Annotated in this window: 13 protein-coding genes and 2 pseudogenes; 6 read left to right on the top strand and 9 right to left on the bottom strand. The window is 51.1% G+C overall.

The features are described 5' to 3' along the window. Window positions 1-8: 8 nt before the first annotated feature. Together glaH and B9P82_RS07465 are read right to left on the bottom strand one after the other, a co-directional pair. On the bottom strand, window positions 9-986 hold the full coding sequence (gene glaH / locus B9P82_RS07470; protein WP_101700152.1) for a glutarate dioxygenase GlaH: 978 nt from the start codon (window positions 984-986) through the stop codon (window positions 9-11). 260 nt (window positions 987-1,246) lie between these two features. Continuing rightward, entirely contained in the window at window positions 1,247-1,849 is a 603-nt protein-coding gene (locus B9P82_RS07465) for a short chain dehydrogenase (protein ID WP_047414795.1), read from the bottom strand. A 98-nt stretch (window positions 1,850-1,947) separates the two neighbouring features. Here B9P82_RS07465 and B9P82_RS07460 point away from each other — a divergent pair, with 98 nt between their 5' ends. Continuing rightward, window positions 1,948-2,838, top strand: a complete 891-nt coding sequence (locus tag B9P82_RS07460) for a LysR family transcriptional regulator (protein WP_016157283.1) — start codon at window positions 1,948-1,950, stop codon at window positions 2,836-2,838. Between the two features lie 43 nt (window positions 2,839-2,881). Here the strand turns inward: B9P82_RS07460 and B9P82_RS07455 are convergent, their stop codons facing one another. Genes B9P82_RS07455 through B9P82_RS07445 form a run of 3 tightly spaced genes read right to left on the bottom strand, consistent with a single transcriptional unit; the run spans window position 2,882 to window position 5,833 of the window. Beyond that, on the bottom strand, window positions 2,882-4,396 hold the full coding sequence (locus B9P82_RS07455; protein WP_047414797.1) for a tripartite tricarboxylate transporter permease: 1,515 nt from the start codon (window positions 4,394-4,396) through the stop codon (window positions 2,882-2,884). Between the two features lie 10 nt (window positions 4,397-4,406). Beyond that, window positions 4,407-4,841 carry a tripartite tricarboxylate transporter TctB family protein gene (locus B9P82_RS07450; RefSeq protein ID WP_087050849.1) on the bottom strand — a complete coding sequence of 145 codons (435 nt, stop codon included), beginning with the start codon at window positions 4,839-4,841 and terminating at the stop codon, window positions 4,407-4,409. A gap of 14 nt (window positions 4,842-4,855) precedes the next feature. Further along, window positions 4,856-5,833 carry a Bug family tripartite tricarboxylate transporter substrate binding protein gene (locus B9P82_RS07445; RefSeq protein WP_095715247.1) on the bottom strand — a complete coding sequence of 326 codons (978 nt, stop codon included), beginning with the start codon at window positions 5,831-5,833 and terminating at the stop codon, window positions 4,856-4,858. A 153-nt stretch (window positions 5,834-5,986) separates the two neighbouring features. Between B9P82_RS07445 and tctD the strand changes: the two genes are divergently transcribed. Continuing rightward, entirely contained in the window at window positions 5,987-6,661 is a 675-nt protein-coding gene (tctD, locus tag B9P82_RS07440) for a transcriptional regulator TctD (protein ID WP_101700151.1), read from the top strand. Further along, a complete protein-coding gene (locus B9P82_RS07435; RefSeq protein ID WP_016154125.1) occupies window positions 6,648-8,099 on the top strand; it encodes a HAMP domain-containing histidine kinase in 1,452 nt (483 codons plus the stop codon). The genes tctD and B9P82_RS07435 overlap by 14 nt, the downstream gene beginning before the upstream one ends. On the opposite strand, the gene B9P82_RS07430 is transcribed toward B9P82_RS07435, so the two are convergent. Genes B9P82_RS07430 through B9P82_RS07415 form a run of 4 tightly spaced genes read right to left on the bottom strand, consistent with a single transcriptional unit; the run spans window position 8,092 to window position 13,049 of the window. Next, the gene (locus B9P82_RS07430) at window positions 8,092-9,174 is read right to left on the bottom strand and encodes a fimbrial protein (protein ID WP_101700150.1); all 1,083 of its coding nucleotides are present in this window, start codon (window positions 9,172-9,174) and stop codon (window positions 8,092-8,094) included. The genes B9P82_RS07435 and B9P82_RS07430 overlap by 8 nt on opposite strands. 10 nt (window positions 9,175-9,184) lie before the next feature. Further along, window positions 9,185-11,737: a fimbria/pilus outer membrane usher protein gene (locus B9P82_RS07425; RefSeq protein WP_101700149.1), complete on the bottom strand. Its 2,553-nt coding sequence runs from the start codon at window positions 11,735-11,737 to the stop codon at window positions 9,185-9,187. A gap of 13 nt (window positions 11,738-11,750) precedes the next feature. Then, window positions 11,751-12,422 carry a fimbrial biogenesis chaperone gene (locus B9P82_RS07420; protein ID WP_019077515.1) on the bottom strand — a complete coding sequence of 224 codons (672 nt, stop codon included), beginning with the start codon at window positions 12,420-12,422 and terminating at the stop codon, window positions 11,751-11,753. A 54-nt stretch (window positions 12,423-12,476) separates the two neighbouring features. After that, complete coding sequence (locus B9P82_RS07415; protein WP_101700148.1) at window positions 12,477-13,049, bottom strand: fimbrial protein; 573 nt, start codon at window positions 13,047-13,049, stop codon at window positions 12,477-12,479. Between the two features lie 1,051 nt (window positions 13,050-14,100). On the opposite strand from B9P82_RS07415, the gene B9P82_RS07410 reads away from it, so the two are divergent. From B9P82_RS07410 to B9P82_RS07390, 3 genes and pseudogenes are all read left to right on the top strand, one after another. Then, window positions 14,101-15,516 carry an undecaprenyl-phosphate glucose phosphotransferase gene (locus B9P82_RS07410; protein ID WP_019077512.1) on the top strand — a complete coding sequence of 472 codons (1,416 nt, stop codon included), beginning with the start codon at window positions 14,101-14,103 and terminating at the stop codon, window positions 15,514-15,516. Further along, a pseudogene (locus tag B9P82_RS07405) lies at window positions 15,506-15,814 on the top strand (capsular biosynthesis protein); the annotation flags it as partial. The gene B9P82_RS07410 and the pseudogene B9P82_RS07405, both read left to right, overlap by 11 nt. A 272-nt stretch (window positions 15,815-16,086) precedes the next feature. Further along, window positions 16,087-17,240: pseudogene (locus B9P82_RS07390) on the top strand (IS110 family transposase); the annotation flags it as partial. Between the last annotated feature and the right edge of the window lie 264 nt (window positions 17,241-17,504).

The following is a 17,504-nucleotide window of genomic DNA, read 5'->3' as shown; positions in this document are numbered from 1 at the left end:
CTTCGCGCTTACTGATGGGTCTGGTAGTGGTTTGTCGCGTAAGCGAAATAACCACGCTGGCGCATCAGCTCGCGGCGCAGGTCAGGATGCGAGGTGAAGCGATCGCGACCGTGCAACCAGAACAGGTTGTTGATTAGCAGGAATTTACCGACTGAAACCGGAACGGAAATAATGGCCTTGCTGGTTTCCAACGCATCGGACAAATCGCTCAGCCAGACGCCTTCTTCATAATCTTTTGGCTGGACGAACTGGTCGATGTAGCGCATCACCGGACGGCCTTGCTGGTCAACGTCAAACACCGGATGGAACACTTCCTGGCTGACGTTTTTGCTTGGCGGTGCGGCAAAGCGCATGGCGCGACGCGCCAGCGGGTGGGTAAAGTACTGATCCAGATGTTCCCAGTCGTCGAGGTGCAGCAGCAGCGAGTTACCGCCGGTCATGTTCTGCTCGTCAATCTTCATCATCAGCACATAGTCGGTGATTTCTTCGAGGTAGGTTCCGTCGTTATGCAGCTCCATTACACGGTGCGGCTGGCGCAGATAGCTGTCTGAGTTATCAACGTTTTTCACCACAAAACGGGCATAGAATTGACCGCTCATTGCATCAAAATTGGAGCGCCCGATAAGATGCGCTACCGCCGTCGCCAGCTTGACCATCTCTTCAGCCTGTGCCACATCATCTACGCCAACAGCGTTGATCAGCAGTGCGCCTTCGGCACGATCGAGCAACGTTTTCAGCAGCAAAGGCTGCAACTGATTGCCGCACAGGTCGTCGAGGATCTTGCCCACTTTGAAGCGCAGGAAGGATTTGTATTCCAGTGCCTGCACCGGCCACTGCGCTACGGCTTTCAGAAATTGCTCAGTGGTCTCAGCGGAAAAAGTCAGCTCCAGCAGGCGTGGGGACTGGGCTGATGGTTTCAACGTGAAACCGCTGTAGTGCTGGGCTGGATCATCAGCGTTCGGTTTTACGGCAGTCAGTGCGTTCATCAAATCGTTCCTCTCAGTAGATTGTCAGGGAGATATGGCGCAGCTCGTTTCGTAGCCATAAATTAAAAATATCTACATTTTTGAAAAACGCGCACAGAATGGGCTTGTTTGTTTATTATTTGTGATCAAAAACAACAATTATTTAACATTATAAAAAGTGAGGTTAAGTGCGGGGATGAGAAGGGATGACAGGTAATGTTATTTTAAAACAAAGAGTTAATTATTCTGCCGCTGAGGGTAACTCAACGGCAGCAGCAAAGTCAGTAACCGACTTTATAAATGCGCCCGGTTTGGATGCCTTCCACGCTGCGGCGATAGGCATTGGCAACGGTAGCGGCGGGGACGCTTTCAAAGCCTGGGAAGAAACCATCGTATGCTTCGGCGGATTCACTGAGTACGGTTGGGCTTATCAGGTTTATGCGCTGACCACGACCTAGCTCACAGGCAGCAGCGCGCACAAATCCTTCCAGCCCGGCATTGATCGTTGCCGCATTCGCCCCTTGTGCGATGGGTTCATGGGCGATAATGCCGCTAATTAGCGTAATCGAGCCGCCATCATTGAGGAAATGTTGCCCGGTTAATGCCAGACGTATTTGGCCTAACAGCTTATCCTGTAATCCCTGATTAAAGTCCTCGTCGGTCATTGTCGACAGCGGGCCAAAGAACAGGTTGCCGGTGGCGGAAACGATCGCATCTACCCGACCGACTTTTTCAAACAATGCCTCGACACTCTCCTGCGAGGTGATATCGACCTGGTAATCTCCCTGCGTGCGACCTACGCGGATCACCTCATGTTTACGGCTTAACGTTTCTGTGACTGCGCGCCCCACTGTACCGCTGGCACCAATAATGACGATTTTCATAACCACCTCCAGAATAGTGTGAGCCGCTATTCTTTAATGAAAATGAAATCGGATAAACTGGCTATAAGTTAGATGATTACTAACCAGAGGTTTGTAATATGGATAAGCTGCGCGGCATGGAAACGTTTATCGCCGTGGTGGAGAGCGGAAGCTTTACCTCCGCGGCAACAAGACTCGAGATGTCTGCGGTGATGGTGGGAAAATATATCACCCAACTGGAAGCACAGCTTGGCACGCGTCTGCTGGAGCGCAATACTCGCCGCCAGAGCCTGACCGATGCCGGGCGTGTCTATTTTGAAGAAGCCCGCCGCGTGCTGGAGCAGGTGTCGATAGCTGAGCGTTCGGTAGAGCGTCTGCGGCTGGCCCCTGCGGGGACGCTGCGCATTAGCGCGCCTACTTCTTTTGGAGCTTGCGTTATCTCGCCGCTGGCCGCTGCGTTTTTACAGGCCTGGCCAGAGGTGCGCATTGAACTGGATCTGACCAACCGGATGGTTGATCTGGTGAATGAAGGCGTTGACCTGGCGATCCGTATTGGCGATATCCATCAGACTGATGTGGTGGCGAAATACCTGTGTCCTTACCGTATGGCGATCTGTGCATCAAAGGATTATCTTGCCCGTCATGGCACGCCCCTTACGCCTGCGGATCTGGTGGATCATCTGTGCCTGTCCCATACCGTGTGGACGGCTCGCAACGAATGGATACTGCCTGGCGTGACGGGCGAAGTCAGATGGAAGCGCGATGCGATCCTGCGCTGTAACGATGGTCATGGCCTGCGTATGGCGGCGGTAGCGGGGGCCGGACTGTTATTGCAACCGGAGGTGCTGCTGGCGCAAGAGTTGGCTACCGGGAAACTGATTCGGATACTGGAAAAGTTTACGCCGCAGCCGCGGCCTATTCATCTGCTGTGGCGACAAGATTTGCGTCCGCTGCCCAAGCTGACGCGGTTTGTTGAGCATGTACTCAGTGCCGTTCAGGAATTAAGATGAAAATGCCGGATAAGGCGCGTCAGCGCCGCTATCCGGCATATTATTAACTGATATCCACCTGCGGTTTGCTGTTACGTTTACGAATCAGGCGTAGCACTGGCGGGACCACGATAACCAGTACCGCCATCACCAGCAGCACTTTCGCCACGCCGCTGGCCCACAGAATATCCATATTACCGTTACTGATAGACAGCGCCCGACGCAGGTTCTGCTCCAGCATTTCCCCCAGAACGAAGCCTAAAATCAACGGCGACATCGGGAAGTGCATTTTGCGCAATATGTAGCCCAGCACGCCGAGGGCAACCATCAGCACCAGATCGAAAGTGGTGCTGTGGACGGCATACACGCCCACCGCGGAGACTGCCGCGATAGCCGGTACCAAAAACCACAAGGGGATGGTCAGCATACGGGTAAACAGGCCGATCAACGGGATGTTCATCACCAGCAGCATCACGTTAGCAATCAGCAGCGCCGCAATCAGCCCCCAGACGATGTCCGGCTGTTCGGTGAACATGGCCGGACCCGGGGTGATATTGTACAGCGTCAGCGCGCCCATCATCACCGCCGTGGTGCCGGAGCCCGGTACGCCGAGCGTCAGCATCGGGATAAAGGAGCCACAGGCCGAGGCGTTGTTGGCGGCTTCGGGGGCCGCCACGCCGCGTATATCCCCTTTGCCGAAGCTTTCGCTATTGCCGCTGAGCTTTTTCTCGGTCATATAGGTGATAGCGCTGGCAATGGTTGCGCCCGCGCCGGGCAGGACGCCGACGAAAAAGCCAATCACCGATGAACGCAGGGTTGCGCCAACGCACTGCGCACCTTCTTTGGCGTTAAATAACATGCGGCCCGTTTTACGCACCAGCGTCTGGCCACTGCTGGTATGTTCCAGCATTAACAGTATTTCAGAGACTGAGAACAGCCCAATCACTACCACGATAAACTGCACACCGTCGGAGAGATGAACGCTGTCAAAGGTAAAGCGATAAACCCCGGTATTGGCGTCTACGCCAACGGTCGCAAGGCCGAGACCGATAAGCGCTGCCAGAAATGATTTCAGCGGGTTTTGCGCCATCATGCTGCCGAGGCAGGCAATGGCGAAAACCATTAAGGCAAAGTATTCCGCCGGACCGAAGGCCAGCGACCATTGGGCTAACGCCGGGGCAAACAGAATGATGCCGCCGATAGCGATAAGCGAACCAATGAAAGAGCTGACCGCCGAGATAGAGAGCGCAACGCCACCACGGCCTTGCTGCGCCATCGGGTAGCCATCCAGCGCGGTCATAATCGCCGCCGCATCGCCGGGAACATTCAGCAGGATGGAGGAGATACGTCCGCCGTATTCACAACCTATGTAGACCGTAGCCAGCAGGATCAGCGCAGATTCTGCAGGCAGATGCAAAGCGAACGCCAGAGGCAGGAGGATCGCCACGCCGTTAATGGGTCCAAGACCAGGCAACAGCCCGACAATGGTACCGACAAAACAGCCAATCAGGGCGATGACCAGGTTTTCCGGCGTCATGGCCACCGCGAAACCCTGAGAAAGATAAATCCAGGTATCCATCGTTTCTCCGTTAACCCAGCCAGGCGCCGAGTGGTAAGGTGACGTCAAGCAGTCGGTCAAAGGCATACCACAGCAGAATGCCGAGTACCGCGCCGGAAATCCCGGCAGCCGGAATGGTTGCGCCGAACAGCATGCCAATCACCACGGTGAGAATGGCGGTGGCGATGGGAAAACCGAGCCATTCGAAACCCCAGGCGTACATCAACAGAACAATCACCATCGTCAGCAGCTTTTGCAGCACGTGACGGCGGGGCCAACTGATGGTGTCGGGATGGCGCAACAGCAGCGCCACGGCGCATACCAGCATCAGGCTGATAATGCCAAGCGGAAAGGGACGCGGCCCAACCGGCTCATAGCTGTATTCGCTGGTGATTTGCCAGGCCACGAACAGCCCGGCTATGCAGAGCAACAGCCAGATACCTGCAAAAATACGATCGCTCATCATCTTTGCCTCTGCGCTTATTTCGCCAGACCGAAGGCTTTCGCCTGCTCACGGTAATCCGTGACCTGCTTTTTCACGTATTCGTCGAGCTGCTTACCGCTCATGTTGAATTCAAACAGGCCGCGCAGATCGCGCTGCTTTTTAAACTCATCGGTCTGCTGGAGTTTGTTAAAGGCATCAACCCACCACTGATACTCGGCGTCGCTGACTTTTGGTCCAACGTAGAAGCCACGAATGATGGGCCACACGAGGTCGTAACCCTGCTCTTTGGCGGTTGGTACGTTAGCTAACTGGCCTGGCAGACGTTGATCAGAGAACACGGCGAGCACGCGGATTTTGTCGCCGCTAAGATAAGGCACCATCTCGCTGAGATCGCCGGAAACCACCTGTACGTGATTCCCCATCAGCGCGGTGACCGGTTCGCCGCCGCCCTCAAAGGCCACATAGCGCATCTTGTGTGGATCGACGTTGGCTTTTTGCGCCAGCAGCGCCGACTTCATCCAGTCCTGACTACCGATAGAGGCGCCTGCGCCAATGACCACGCTGTTAGGATCTTTCTCCATAGCCGTCAGCAGATCTTTCAGCGTTTTCCATGGTGAGTCCTGGCGTACGGCAATCATGCCGTAGTCAGTGCCCACGCTTGCCAGCCAGCGGACATCATCAACGCCGTAGCGACCAAACTTCCCTTGTGACAGGTTCAGCAGCGAGCCGCCGGAGAATGCCACTACGGTACCCGCTTCAGCCGGACGTTGCGCGACGATCGCGTTATAGGCCACGGCGCCAACGCCGCCGGGCATGTAGGTAACGCGCATTGGTTTTTCGATAACGCCGGTTTCCATCATGCTCACTTGAATCAACTTACAGGTGAGATCGAAACCACCGCCAGGTTTAGCAGGGGCGATACATTCTGTGCGCGATGGCGCTTGTTCCGCCAGAACAGAGGTACTCATCAGTAAAATGCTTGCAGTAAGGGTACGAAGTAACTGTTTTTTCATTGTTTATCCTCACACCGGAAAACCGGATTTTCGGGTACGGAAGAAGATTTTTGTGATTATGTGAGCCGATGTGTAGCAGTTCGGTTGCATGATTGTTAAAACATTAACCTTTCAATTCCCTTTCAATGCGGCAGAAACTTTACAGGATGTGATATGCGTCTCTTATTAGCGGAAGATAATCGTGAGTTAGCTCACTGGCTGGAGAAAGCGCTGGTGCAAAACGGTTTTGCCGTCGACTGCGTTTTTGATGGCCTGGCGGCCGACCATCTTTTACATAGCGAAACGTACGCGCTGGCGGTGCTGGATATCAATATGCCGGGACTGGATGGTCTTGACGTCGTTCAGCGCCTGCGCAAACGCGGGCAGACGCTTCCTGTTCTGCTGCTGACGGCGCGCAGCGCGGTGGCCGATCGGGTGAAAGGATTGAACGTCGGGGCCGATGATTATCTGGCAAAACCGTTTGAAATCGAGGAGCTGGATGCGCGGCTGAGGGCTTTGCTACGCCGCAGCGCGGGGCAGGTGCAGGGCATACAGCAACTGGGCGAACTGGCGTTTCACGATGAGGGCTATTTTCTGTTGCAGGGGCAGGCGCTGGCGCTCACGCCGCGCGAACAGGCATTGCTGACGGTGCTGATGTACCGTCGATTGCGACCGGTTTCGCGTCAGCAGTTGTTTGAACAGGTCTTCAGTCTAAACGATGAGGTCAGCCCCGAAAGCATTGAATTGTACATCCATCGTCTGCGTAAAAAGCTACAGGGAAGCGATGTGCGCATCGCCACGCTGCGCGGGCTGGGCTATGTGCTGGAGCGTAGCGATGAAGTGGGTTAAACCCCAATCGTTATACCTGCAACTGCTGATGTTTCTGGGTTTGCCGCTCATGTTGTTGTGGGGGTTGTCGGCATTTAACAGCTATGTCAGCGCGCTACAGGCGGCGACGCAGGCGTATGACCGGACGCTGCTCTCGTCTGCCAGAACCGTCTCCGAGCGACTGGTGGTGCACAACAAACAGCTGGAAGTGAATGTGCCGTGGGTGGTGCTGGACAGCTTTGAGCTGAATATGAACGACAGGTTGTATTACAAGGTGGTCGATCCGGCGGGGAAGGTTATCTCAGGTTATGACGATTTACCTGCGATGCCGCCTGCGACATCGCGTACGCGGCTTTATCCGGCGCTGGCGTGGTTTTATCACACTGAATATCGCGGGGAGGCAATTCGCGTGGCGCGTCTGCTGCAGCCCGTCAACGAGGGCGGCATTATCGGCATGGCCGAGATTTATGTCGCCGAAACGCTGCAATCGCGACGTTACCTGGCGCGACAGTTGCTGTTTTCCTCGTGGGTTTCGCAAGGGCTGCTGGTGCTGCTCACGCTGGTGCTGGTCGGCTGGCTGCTGCGTCGGGTGTTACGCCCGATGCGCCAGCTGTCATCGCTGATGGTGCGTCGCGAGCCTGGGCTGCTGACGCCGTTGCCGGAGCTGCTGCCGTGGTCGGAAACCCGTCTGTTGATTGTGGCATTCAACCGTTATCTGGACCGACTTCGCGGCCTGATCTCTCGCCAGGAGCGCTTCAGCGCGGATGCTTCCCATCAGCTTAAAACGCCGCTGGCGGTGCTAAAAACTCAGGCGTCGGTGGCCCTCGCCAGCCAGCAGCCGCAGCAATGGTATGAGAGTCTGCAAGCCATGAGCTCCACGCTGGACAACACCATTCAACTGACGGAAAGGCTGTTACAGTTGTCGGCTGTGAAGCGCAAAGAGCAAGGAGAAAGGCACTTCTCGCCGGTTAATTTGTATGAGGTGGTGCAAAGCAGTTGTTTCACGCGACTGGCGCAGGCGCGCAGTAAAGGGATCGATCTGGGCTATGAAGGGGAACAGGATGCGGTGTGGATTGAGGGCGATGAAGTCCTGCTTGGCGAACTGTGCGGGAATCTGCTGGATAACGCACTGAAATACACGCCGCCGCATGGTGTGGTAACCGCCCGTCTGCTGCGAAAAGGAGAGGCGGTGGTGCTGGTGGTTGAAGATAGCGGGCCGGGTATCGATGAGCAGATGGTGCACCAGGCGCTGCTGCCGTTTCATCGCCTTGATAACGTCGGTAATGTCCCTGGCGCCGGGATAGGCCTGGCGCTGGTCAACGACATTGCTCGTCTGCACCGCACGCACCCTCAGCTATCACGGAGTGAAACATTAGGCGGGTTAAGCGTACGACTGCGGTTTTTATGCCTGGTGCGAGACGCGCAGGACGATCAGCATCGTCCTGCGCCTGTTATTTAAAGGTCACCGTTGCATTGACAGGGATACTAAATGTGCCGGGTTGGGGAGGATTCTTCAGCCAGAACAGGGTTGCCATGAACTCTTTGCGTCGGCTGTCGCTCTGGTTGGTAAACGCGTTACTGGCAAAATCGATACGGTTGCCGCTGATAATGTCCCCGGAGCCGGGCTGTGCAGCATCCTGGAGCGTAACGCCGATATCTGGCGTACCCTGACCGGTAAAAACTGCGCCGCTGTTGCTCGTGGTGCCGGTAAACGTTACCGCGTAGTTGATGCCGCGACATTCATGCTTCCCGGCGGCTTCTGCGGCAATAACGGCAAACTGTTTACTGTGGCTGTTATCTTTTCCCACTTTTGCTTCGGTAATGCTGATCCTGCCAAACTCGACGGTATCCGTTCCTTTGTCAGAGCTGATAGAGACGATCGGTTCGCAGTTGATATAACTGATGTTATTCAGGCCATTAAGCGCGGGGCCAAAGTTTTTTGCCGGATTGCTGGTGGAGCAATGCGAACCGCAGGCGTTAATGCTGCCAATACCGTCGACGACGAAAACTTTGTTGATGGTGCGACCGGCCAGCGCAGGCAAAGGATCCGGGAGTTTTCCGGTAGCGACCAGACTGAGGTTAAAGGTGAAAGAAAATGTTTGTGGGCGCGCCTGGCAGTCACTGGAATGGCTGTGGTTATTACTGCTGCAGTAGTTGTCTGAACGTGTTCGGGGCAACGTTGCCTGATATTGGGTGGTGACGGCCTGGGCGCTTTGATCGTAGGGGCGACCATCAATGCTCACCACCAGTTTCATATTGGTTCCCTGCAGAAAATGCGCAAACTCATGATCAGGGTCGATGTAGATTCTGGCGGCTTCGCCGTGGGGCATATAGTCTGTGTCGCGGCAAGTGACGCTAACGGTTTGTGGATTGGACACCCAAACGGTGTCCCCAGCGGTGGTACTGTGGCTGATTTTAATGGGATCAACGTGTACGGAGACGCTGTTTGCTGTACAGGTAACCGCATAGCTTGCACTACTGAATATCGGCAAACAAAGCAGCGCCACGAGTTTAACTATTTTTAACGGATTCATTGATTGCACCTTACGAGCCGACGCACTGGGCGGTAATTTGTGTATATCCGATTTTCTTCACCGGCTGGTTATGGTTATCCGGCATTTGAATAAAGCAGTGTTCATTTGCGTGGGAGCCCCAGCGCACTTCCAGGCGAGAATTGTCCTCCACGCCGCTGGCATACAGTGCGCCATGCATACCGACCAGACCGTGGCTACGACCTTTCGTATCTCGTACGTTCGCGCCGACCGGGGGGGCAATATTGCCGGGCATGACGGCATTGACCAGATAGTTGCGGCCGCTGAAGGTTTCAAACACCACTTTGCCGATGGCTTTCTCTGTTGGAACAATTTTTTTCTGTGCCTGCGGAATATCCAGCCCGGCACCAATATCAGCGGTATTCAGACTCACCACGTTGTAATGCCATGCGTCTGCGGCGGTAAGGACCGCATAGCCGTTACCGTCAATTGCCACGCCATTTTGTTGCTGGATATGGACACCGTCGGCATTTTTGGCCTCGACCAACACCATGGTATCGCCAGGAGAGTGCATGAGCGTCACGCCGCCTGCGTGCAGCATTGCCCCGCCGCTGATGCCCATATTCATATTCTGGTAGTTGCGTCCTGCGCTGTAGCCCCCCTGAACATTCATCTTGTCGCCTTGCCAGGCGGCGTTAACCCCGGCAGAGGAATCCTGTCGATCGGTGGTACTGCCCTGAACGCCCCAGCTCAGACGATCGTCAAATGCTGTATTGCTGTAGCTGGTGGAGTAGCTGTCGCCATTCTGCTGGCTATGCATGATGTTGGTGGAGACAAAGCCGCGGCTATCCATGAAATCGAATGGAATGGAAAGCGTCAGGTTGATACTGCGGTCCTGGTAGTCGTACTGGTTACGGGTATCCTGTACATAAACGCTCCAGTTGATTTTCCCCAGTGTATCGTTGTAACCCAACTGTATCGTGCGGTCGTGACTCCCGTTGTGCCAGTAGTTTTGCTGGCTGGCGCTGACGTAAAGAGAGGCGTTATCCCACAAACGCTGGTTAACAGAGACCTCAAAACGTTGGCGGCGATTATTGTAGTTAGTGGTGTAGTAATGCTTTTTGTTGTGCTCCTCGCCAGGGAAACGCAGCTGTTGATTCGGGTCGTCATAGGCGATGTCGTAATAGCCCGAGGACCAGCTGTTATGCTCGTTAATGGTGTCGCTAAAGCTGTAATAACCGGAGGTATTGTAGCGGTAGCCTACCAGACGGAAATCCGTACCGTACTGGTTCAGCGATTTGGAGTATAAGAAACGGTAACTTTGTCCTGTGGACGTATCTCCACTGGCAAGCTGCGCTCTGGCGGTAGTGATATCGAAAGAGATCGCGCCGAACTGGTGCAGATCCTGCGCGATCCCGGTGGCAATCGCATTATAGCTTTCTGCGGTCAGGAAACCACCGTACAACGTGGAGCCAAAGCTGAGACCATAACTCAATGTGCCTTGAACAAAGCGGGGCCGCCAACCACCGCTGTAACCGTCGCGGTATTCCCCTGCCGTAAACTGAAAGCGGTTGTTACCTGCACGCAGCATGTTCGGTACCGCCGAATAAGGCACACTGAAATTACGCCGACTGCCATCGGCTTCAATAACGCTGACGTACAGGTCGCCGCTTTGGTTGCTGGGGTTGATATCATCAATGTCAAATGCGCCCGGCGCGACGTTTTTACTGTAAATCAGATAGCCATTTTGACGGATTTCGATTGTGGCATTGCTATTGGCGACGCCGCGAACGACTGGCGCAAAATCGCGTTGGCTATCAGGCAACATGTTTTCATCGCTGGTGAGCTGTGCCCCGGTAAACTGGATGCTGTCAAATACATCGTCGTCCGTATATGTTTGCCCGAAGCGCAAGCGGCTACGCAGCGCAATAATATTACGTTCCACCCACGTGGAAACCGCCTGCCATTGACGGCCTGAACCGCTGGCATAGCTGAAAGTAGACTGGTTACGAAAATGCCATCCCGCCAGGTTTATACCGTTGGCAAAACTGGCAAAAACAGAGTCATGATCCTGGCCCTGTTCAATCAGGTGCGTCGTATTGGCGTTGTAGCCGACAAAAGCGGCATTAATCCCATCGTCATAGGCCGATTCAGGCACGGCGTCATGCGCAGTCGAAAGCAGAAAAGCTTCTGGTACTGAAATATCAATGCGCTGGTAGTTTGCATCTGCCGTCAGGCGACTGTTTGCGATCAGAGCCGTGAGCTCCACGCAGGTATCGGCGTTACCTTCAGGGATTTTAATCCCGTATTTGCGCAGATCGTCCGCGCTCAGGCAAGGTTGCGGCTTGCCTTGTGGTTGACGTCTTTTAAAGTCAACATTGCGCGTTTCGACGAAGCTATGGTCTAGATATATATCGTATTCAAACGTGCCTTCGCTAAGTCCGTCATTACGGGCTATTTGCACTACGGAGGTAATATTTTGCGTACCATGTACAAAACGGGTATTAAACTGCGGCGTGCTGCTGGCGTATGCAGGTATGCACACGGCCAGCGTTGACAGCGTAAAGAGGGTGTACCGTTGCGGGTGCTTATTTTTTTTCATCATGTGCAACCCCAGCTTAATTGCAAGATACCGGGACGTTATTAACCGCGTTAGTGCCGCCGTAATCATCTACCCAGCTAAAACCGATATGGCTGACTTTTTGCTGTGACAACGCAAACGTGCGTTCGCCATGCGGATTAATCATGTCGGCATCAATGTTTTGGCCGTTAATATGTAATTGCGTCAGGGAGATATGTAACGGCGTCGCATTGACCGCCCGCAGAGTATGACCGTGGCACTGCCACTGTAATTTCTCAACGGCTTCAGGTAGCGTCATATTCAGCCCAACAGGGCGATAAAATAGTTTGATGCGAATACGCTGCGCCAGCTGTAAGGTATTTTCTTCATTCTCGATGGTGGGGATTTCCTGCACATTAATCCACACTACAGATTCAACATCCTCAGGAAAGCCGTTGCCCTGATAAATAGCTCGCAACACGGCTGATTTATGGCCGTCAAGTTTCAGGATCGGGGGCGTAATTAACATTGGCAGATTGGCAGGCGTCTCATCCGGATTACCATTATCCAGCCACGTCTGTACCATATATGGCTTGTCTGTATTATTGTTGACGTCAAACATCGCCGCTTTATCGTTCTCATTATAAATAACGCGCGTTTGACCCAAATTAATTGCGCTGTGAGCGGTGCTAATCACACACAGCAGCAGGTAAAAGAATATTTTATTCATCAGGTGCACTTTCCAGGTTCAGGGAAGAGTGCCATCCATAGCAATCAACGTCCGTTATTTATAAATGACGGTGTAATTCATATCCGCAGTGATCGTGCCAGCCGCAGGCAGCGTTCCGCCAATTTGCTGATATTTGGCGACCAGATCGATTTGTGCATCGCCATTTTGATCTGCTTTTAAGCTCACCTCATTACTACCGGAAGCGAAATCGAGGGCATGACCCGCTTGATCCACTTCGATGCCAACATCGGTGGCAGAAGCCGAGCCACGTTTCGCTTCCAGAAGTGCTGTGTTACTGCCAGGGGTTTTACCGGTAAAGACCACCACATAGCCGCTTCCTCCAGTTACCCCACTACAGCCGCTAAATTGCAACGTAAACGGAGTATCACCGGTGCTAGAGCCCGCGCCGCTAAATAGCTGGTTGGTAACTTGTGGCAATGCCACTGTTTTACCTGGCTGGTTTGCTGTGCTCACCACGCAGGTACAGGCAACAATTTCACCGGTAAAATGGACCGTCGCGGTGGCTTTAGAACCTGTTGCGGCAGTGGTAACGTAATTCGCTGCTGCGCCAGCATTAGCGGCAAACAAAGCGACCAGTACACTGCTGGTAAGTGCAGTTTTCATCATCATAACTCCGTTAAATTTATTATTTACCCAGAAAAGTACTTGTCAGAGGCACAGATTCAGCTGGAGTTCATCAACGTCAAAAAATGATGTAGGACTTCATTTGAAAGAAATGATTAACGTGCGTAAATTGCTCAACAAGTAATCCGGCGCGGATATTATTTATTTGCGAAAAATAAGTAAACAAAATTTTTTTGGCATGATTGAATGGCTTTGGAAGGTGTTTTTATATATATCTTAACAAAAGTGTATACATTGTTATCAATAATTCGTTGGGGCGATTTACGCTGCTTTTAACAAAATTTTAATGCTGTCATTTATTCTCTTCTCTTTATTTTAAATTGATGTGTTGGTAAGCGCTGTAAACTCTGATGTTAAAGGTGTGTTCATGCAGAATGTTGACATTAGTAATATGTAACACGCATTTTCTCAATGATTGGCTATCGTTTTAATTTAAGCCATGCTTGCCGCTTCTACTCATCGGAGTTGCTACAATTATTTAAACTAAATTTTTTTACTATTCGTTTTTTTTTTTGAAATTTGAGCGTGAAAATGAAAGCAATCGCAGACTCTTCGTAAAATACCTTATTTATAATAAGGTTGCTAATCATTGCTTTGTAAATGTGTTACTAAGTTATTTTTATGGTGGGAATTATAAATACACTTATTGATTTCTTCTTGTCGCTCTCCAGGACTCTCATCACTGAGCGTAGCGCAACGAGGTTTGGACAAAGTATTGCTTTTTGTAAGGTTAACCCGTTGTCAGGCGCTCATCATGTGATTCTAGCCACTGGTAGCTTATGAATTGTGATCTGTCAATGACGTTTATGTTGCAATTAATCATGTTTTTTAAGGATGAAATTAAAAAATATTACCAATAAATAATCATCTAAATCATTGGGTTGCATTTGTATGGTGCGAAACCCATCACATTGTATTACATTGTTTTTTACATTTACTGACAGTGTGCCATTGCGTTTTTAAGACTTGTGATATAATTAGCAACATAAATGAGAAAAAAACAATTAAAGATCAATAAATAATGGGCTGAGATATGCTTAAAAAATCGCTAAAGATTAGCAGCCAGGGATATCCAGTCTTTTTAAAGCTGGTCGATTTCATTGTAATCAATGCGACGTTAATTTTTAGCGCCCATCTGTTAGGTCTGGCGCCATTTAACACCATTGCCATTCTGAGTATTCTCTTCTCAGTCTTTTTCTTACTGTTTGCTGAATACATTAAAATGTATCAACAAAAGATTAAGACGATCGGTTTACGTAATCAAAAACGGTTGGTTTTTTGTACACTACTGGCGATTTTTCTGAACGAACTGGTCAGCATGACGGTGGCTGAACCCGAGTCTCTCGGCTACTTAGACAAACTGCCTTCCCCCTTTTATTCAGCGATTATTTACTGGTACTTCATCCCATTACCTTTTCTTTATTACATTCGCTTTTTCATTTTTAAATATTCAACGAAAAAGAGTATGCGTGTGGCGATTATTGGTCTGACCGACAATGGCCTGGCGGCAGAAAACGCGTTAATGGATGAATACGCTAATATCACATTAGATCTGGCTTTTTATGATGAGCGCGCCTTATCCCGCTGTGGCGATATCGTCGATAAGGTTAAAAGCCCCTTTCGTGGGCCGGTGATCAATCTGGTTGAGGAAGCCCGGCAGGGAAATATAGACGAAATCTACATCGCTTTACCGATGGTAGCTTTACAACGCATTCGTCATTTTTTGGCGATGATGTCAGACACCACCGTAGATACGTATATTGTTCCTGACTTCCACACCTACAGTAACAACATGTCCAAGCTGCGCTCCATTCACAACCTGCAAACTATTGGCATTTTTAGTTCGCCGTTCGAAGGGGCGGGTTCGTTTATCAAGCGGGCGGAAGATTTGGTGCTTGGTAGCATCATTATGGTGATGATTTCTTCGCTGATGTTGGCCATTGCCATTGGAATCAAACTCACTTCCCGCGGGCCAGTCTTTTTCAAACAAGACCGGTATGGTCTTAGCGGGCAAAAAATTAAGGTCTGGAAGTTTCGCTCGATGCGCGTTATGGAGAACGCCGATACGGTTATTCAGGCCACTAAAAACGATCCACGAGTAACCAAGTTTGGTAGTTTCTTACGCCGTACCTCACTGGATGAACTACCGCAATTTATCAATGTATTGCAGGGAAGTATGTCGATTGTCGGTCCCAGACCTCATGCGGTTACGCATAATGAGCAGTACCGTAAACAGGTCGAAAATTACATGATCCGCCATAAAGTTAAGCCTGGGATCACCGGGCTTGCGCAGATCAACGGTTTCCGCGGGGAAATCGATGCGCTTTATAAGATGGAAAAAAGGGTTCAGTACGATATTGAGTACATTCAAAACTGGTCTTTATGGTTGGATATAAAAATTATTATTAAAACTATTTTTAAAGGATTTATCGGTAAGAATGCATACTAAATTACTCGTGATTACCGGAATCGTGATATCGCAGCCCGTATGGGCTGATTTAACACCGAAATCACACATTGGCTTTGCGGGGATCGACTTCCAGGGCAAGGTCGCTGTGGACTATGGTTATAATGATAACGTGTCTTATCAGCCACATAGCAGAGATGCTATCGGTTCCTCGTTTCAGAGCGCAGCGCCCGTTTTGAGTATGATCGGAGAGCGCGGTCAGGATAAGTATTTACTGATGTACTCCGGTGATTATCGTAACTACTCAAGCGATTCCGCTGATAACTATAACGATCATTTTTAATGAGATGGTCACTCCCTCCTTCCCGGTACTATGCTGAGGACAGGCTTTCATTCGGAGAACTATCATGGAAAACATTGCGCTCATTGGTATCGATCTGGGTAAAAACTCTTTCCATATTCATTGCCAGGATCGTCGCGGCAAGGCTGTTTACCGTAAAAAATTTACACGGCCAAAGTTAATCGAATTTTTGGCGACATGCCCCGCTACAACCATCGCAATGGAAGCCTGTGGTGGCTCTCACTTTATGGCACGCAAGTTGGAAGAGTTNCTCTTTCCATATTCATTGCCAGGATCGTCGCGGCAAGGCTGTTTACCGTAAAAAATTTACACGGCCAAAGTTAATCGAATTTTTGGCGACATGCCCCGCTACAACCATCGCAATGGAAGCCTGTGGTGGCTCTCACTTTATGGCACGCAAGTTGGAAGAGTTAGGGCATTTTCCTAAGCTGATATCACCACAATTTGTCCGTCCATTCGTTAAAAGTAACAAAAACGACTTTGTCGACGCCGAAGCTATTTGTGAAGCTGCATCGCGTCCGTCTATGCGTTTTGTACAGCCCAGAACTGAATCTCAGCAGGCAATGCGTGCGCTGCATCGTGTCCGTGAATCCCTGGTTCAGGNGGGCATTTTCCTAAGCTGATATCACCACAATTTGTCCGTCCATTCGTTAAAAGTAACAAAAACGACTTTGTCGACGCCGAAGCTATTTGTGAAGCTGCATCGCGTCCGTCTATGCGTTTTGTACAGCCCAGAACTGAATCTCAGCAGGCAATGCGTGCGCTGCATCGTGTCCGTGAATCCCTGGTTCAGGATAAGGTAAAAACAACCAATCAGATGCATGCTTTTCTGCTGGAATTTGGCATCAGCGTTCCACGAGGAGCTGCCGTTATTAGCCGACTGAGTACCCTTCTTGAGGACAATAGTTTGCCTCTATACCTCAGCCAGTTATTGCTGAAATTACAACAGCATTATCACTATCTTGTTGAGCAGATTAAAGATTTGGAATCCCAGTTGAAACGAAAGTTGGACGAAGATGAGATTGGACAGCGCTTGCTGAGCATTCCCTGCGTCGGAACACTGACAGCGAGTACTATTTCAACTGAGATTGGCGACGGGAAGCAGTACGCCAGCAGTCGTGACTTTGCGGCGGCAACAGGGCTAGTGCCTCGACAGTACAGCACGGGAGGTCGGACGACATTGCTGGGAATTAGTAAGCGAGGTAACAAAAAGATCCGAACTTTGTTGGTTCAATGTGCCAGGGTATTCATACAAAAACTGGAACACCAGTCTGGCAAATTGGCCGATTGGGTCAGGGATCTACTGTGTAGGAAAAGCAACTTTGTCGTCACTTGTGCTCTGGCAAACAAGCTGGCCAGAATAGCCTGGGCCCTAACGGCACGACAGCAAACTTATGTAGCATAACGGCAGAAATACACCGGTTTAAAGAATCACTGATCTGGTTTTGCGAATACTGATATTGATGATACTAACGGCCCACCGGCCTGTTGAGGAACCTGTAAAACGGAAAGGCTCATTGAAGCCGTATATTTTCTGGAGGTTCATCAGGCGCGGAACTCATCGAGGCGCGGGAATAAAATCCCATTCAGACGCCGGATAGATTCAAGCAAGCCAATTTATCGTCAAAATCGGTGTTGCAAAAACGGGAGTGACCATAGATTCCGTTTT

The sequence above is a fragment of the Citrobacter sp. L55 genome, from assembly GCF_002850715.1.
GTDB classification, from domain to species: Bacteria; Pseudomonadota; Gammaproteobacteria; order Enterobacterales; family Enterobacteriaceae; genus Citrobacter; species Citrobacter braakii.
This window is presented reverse-complemented; position numbering and strand designations above follow the sequence as displayed.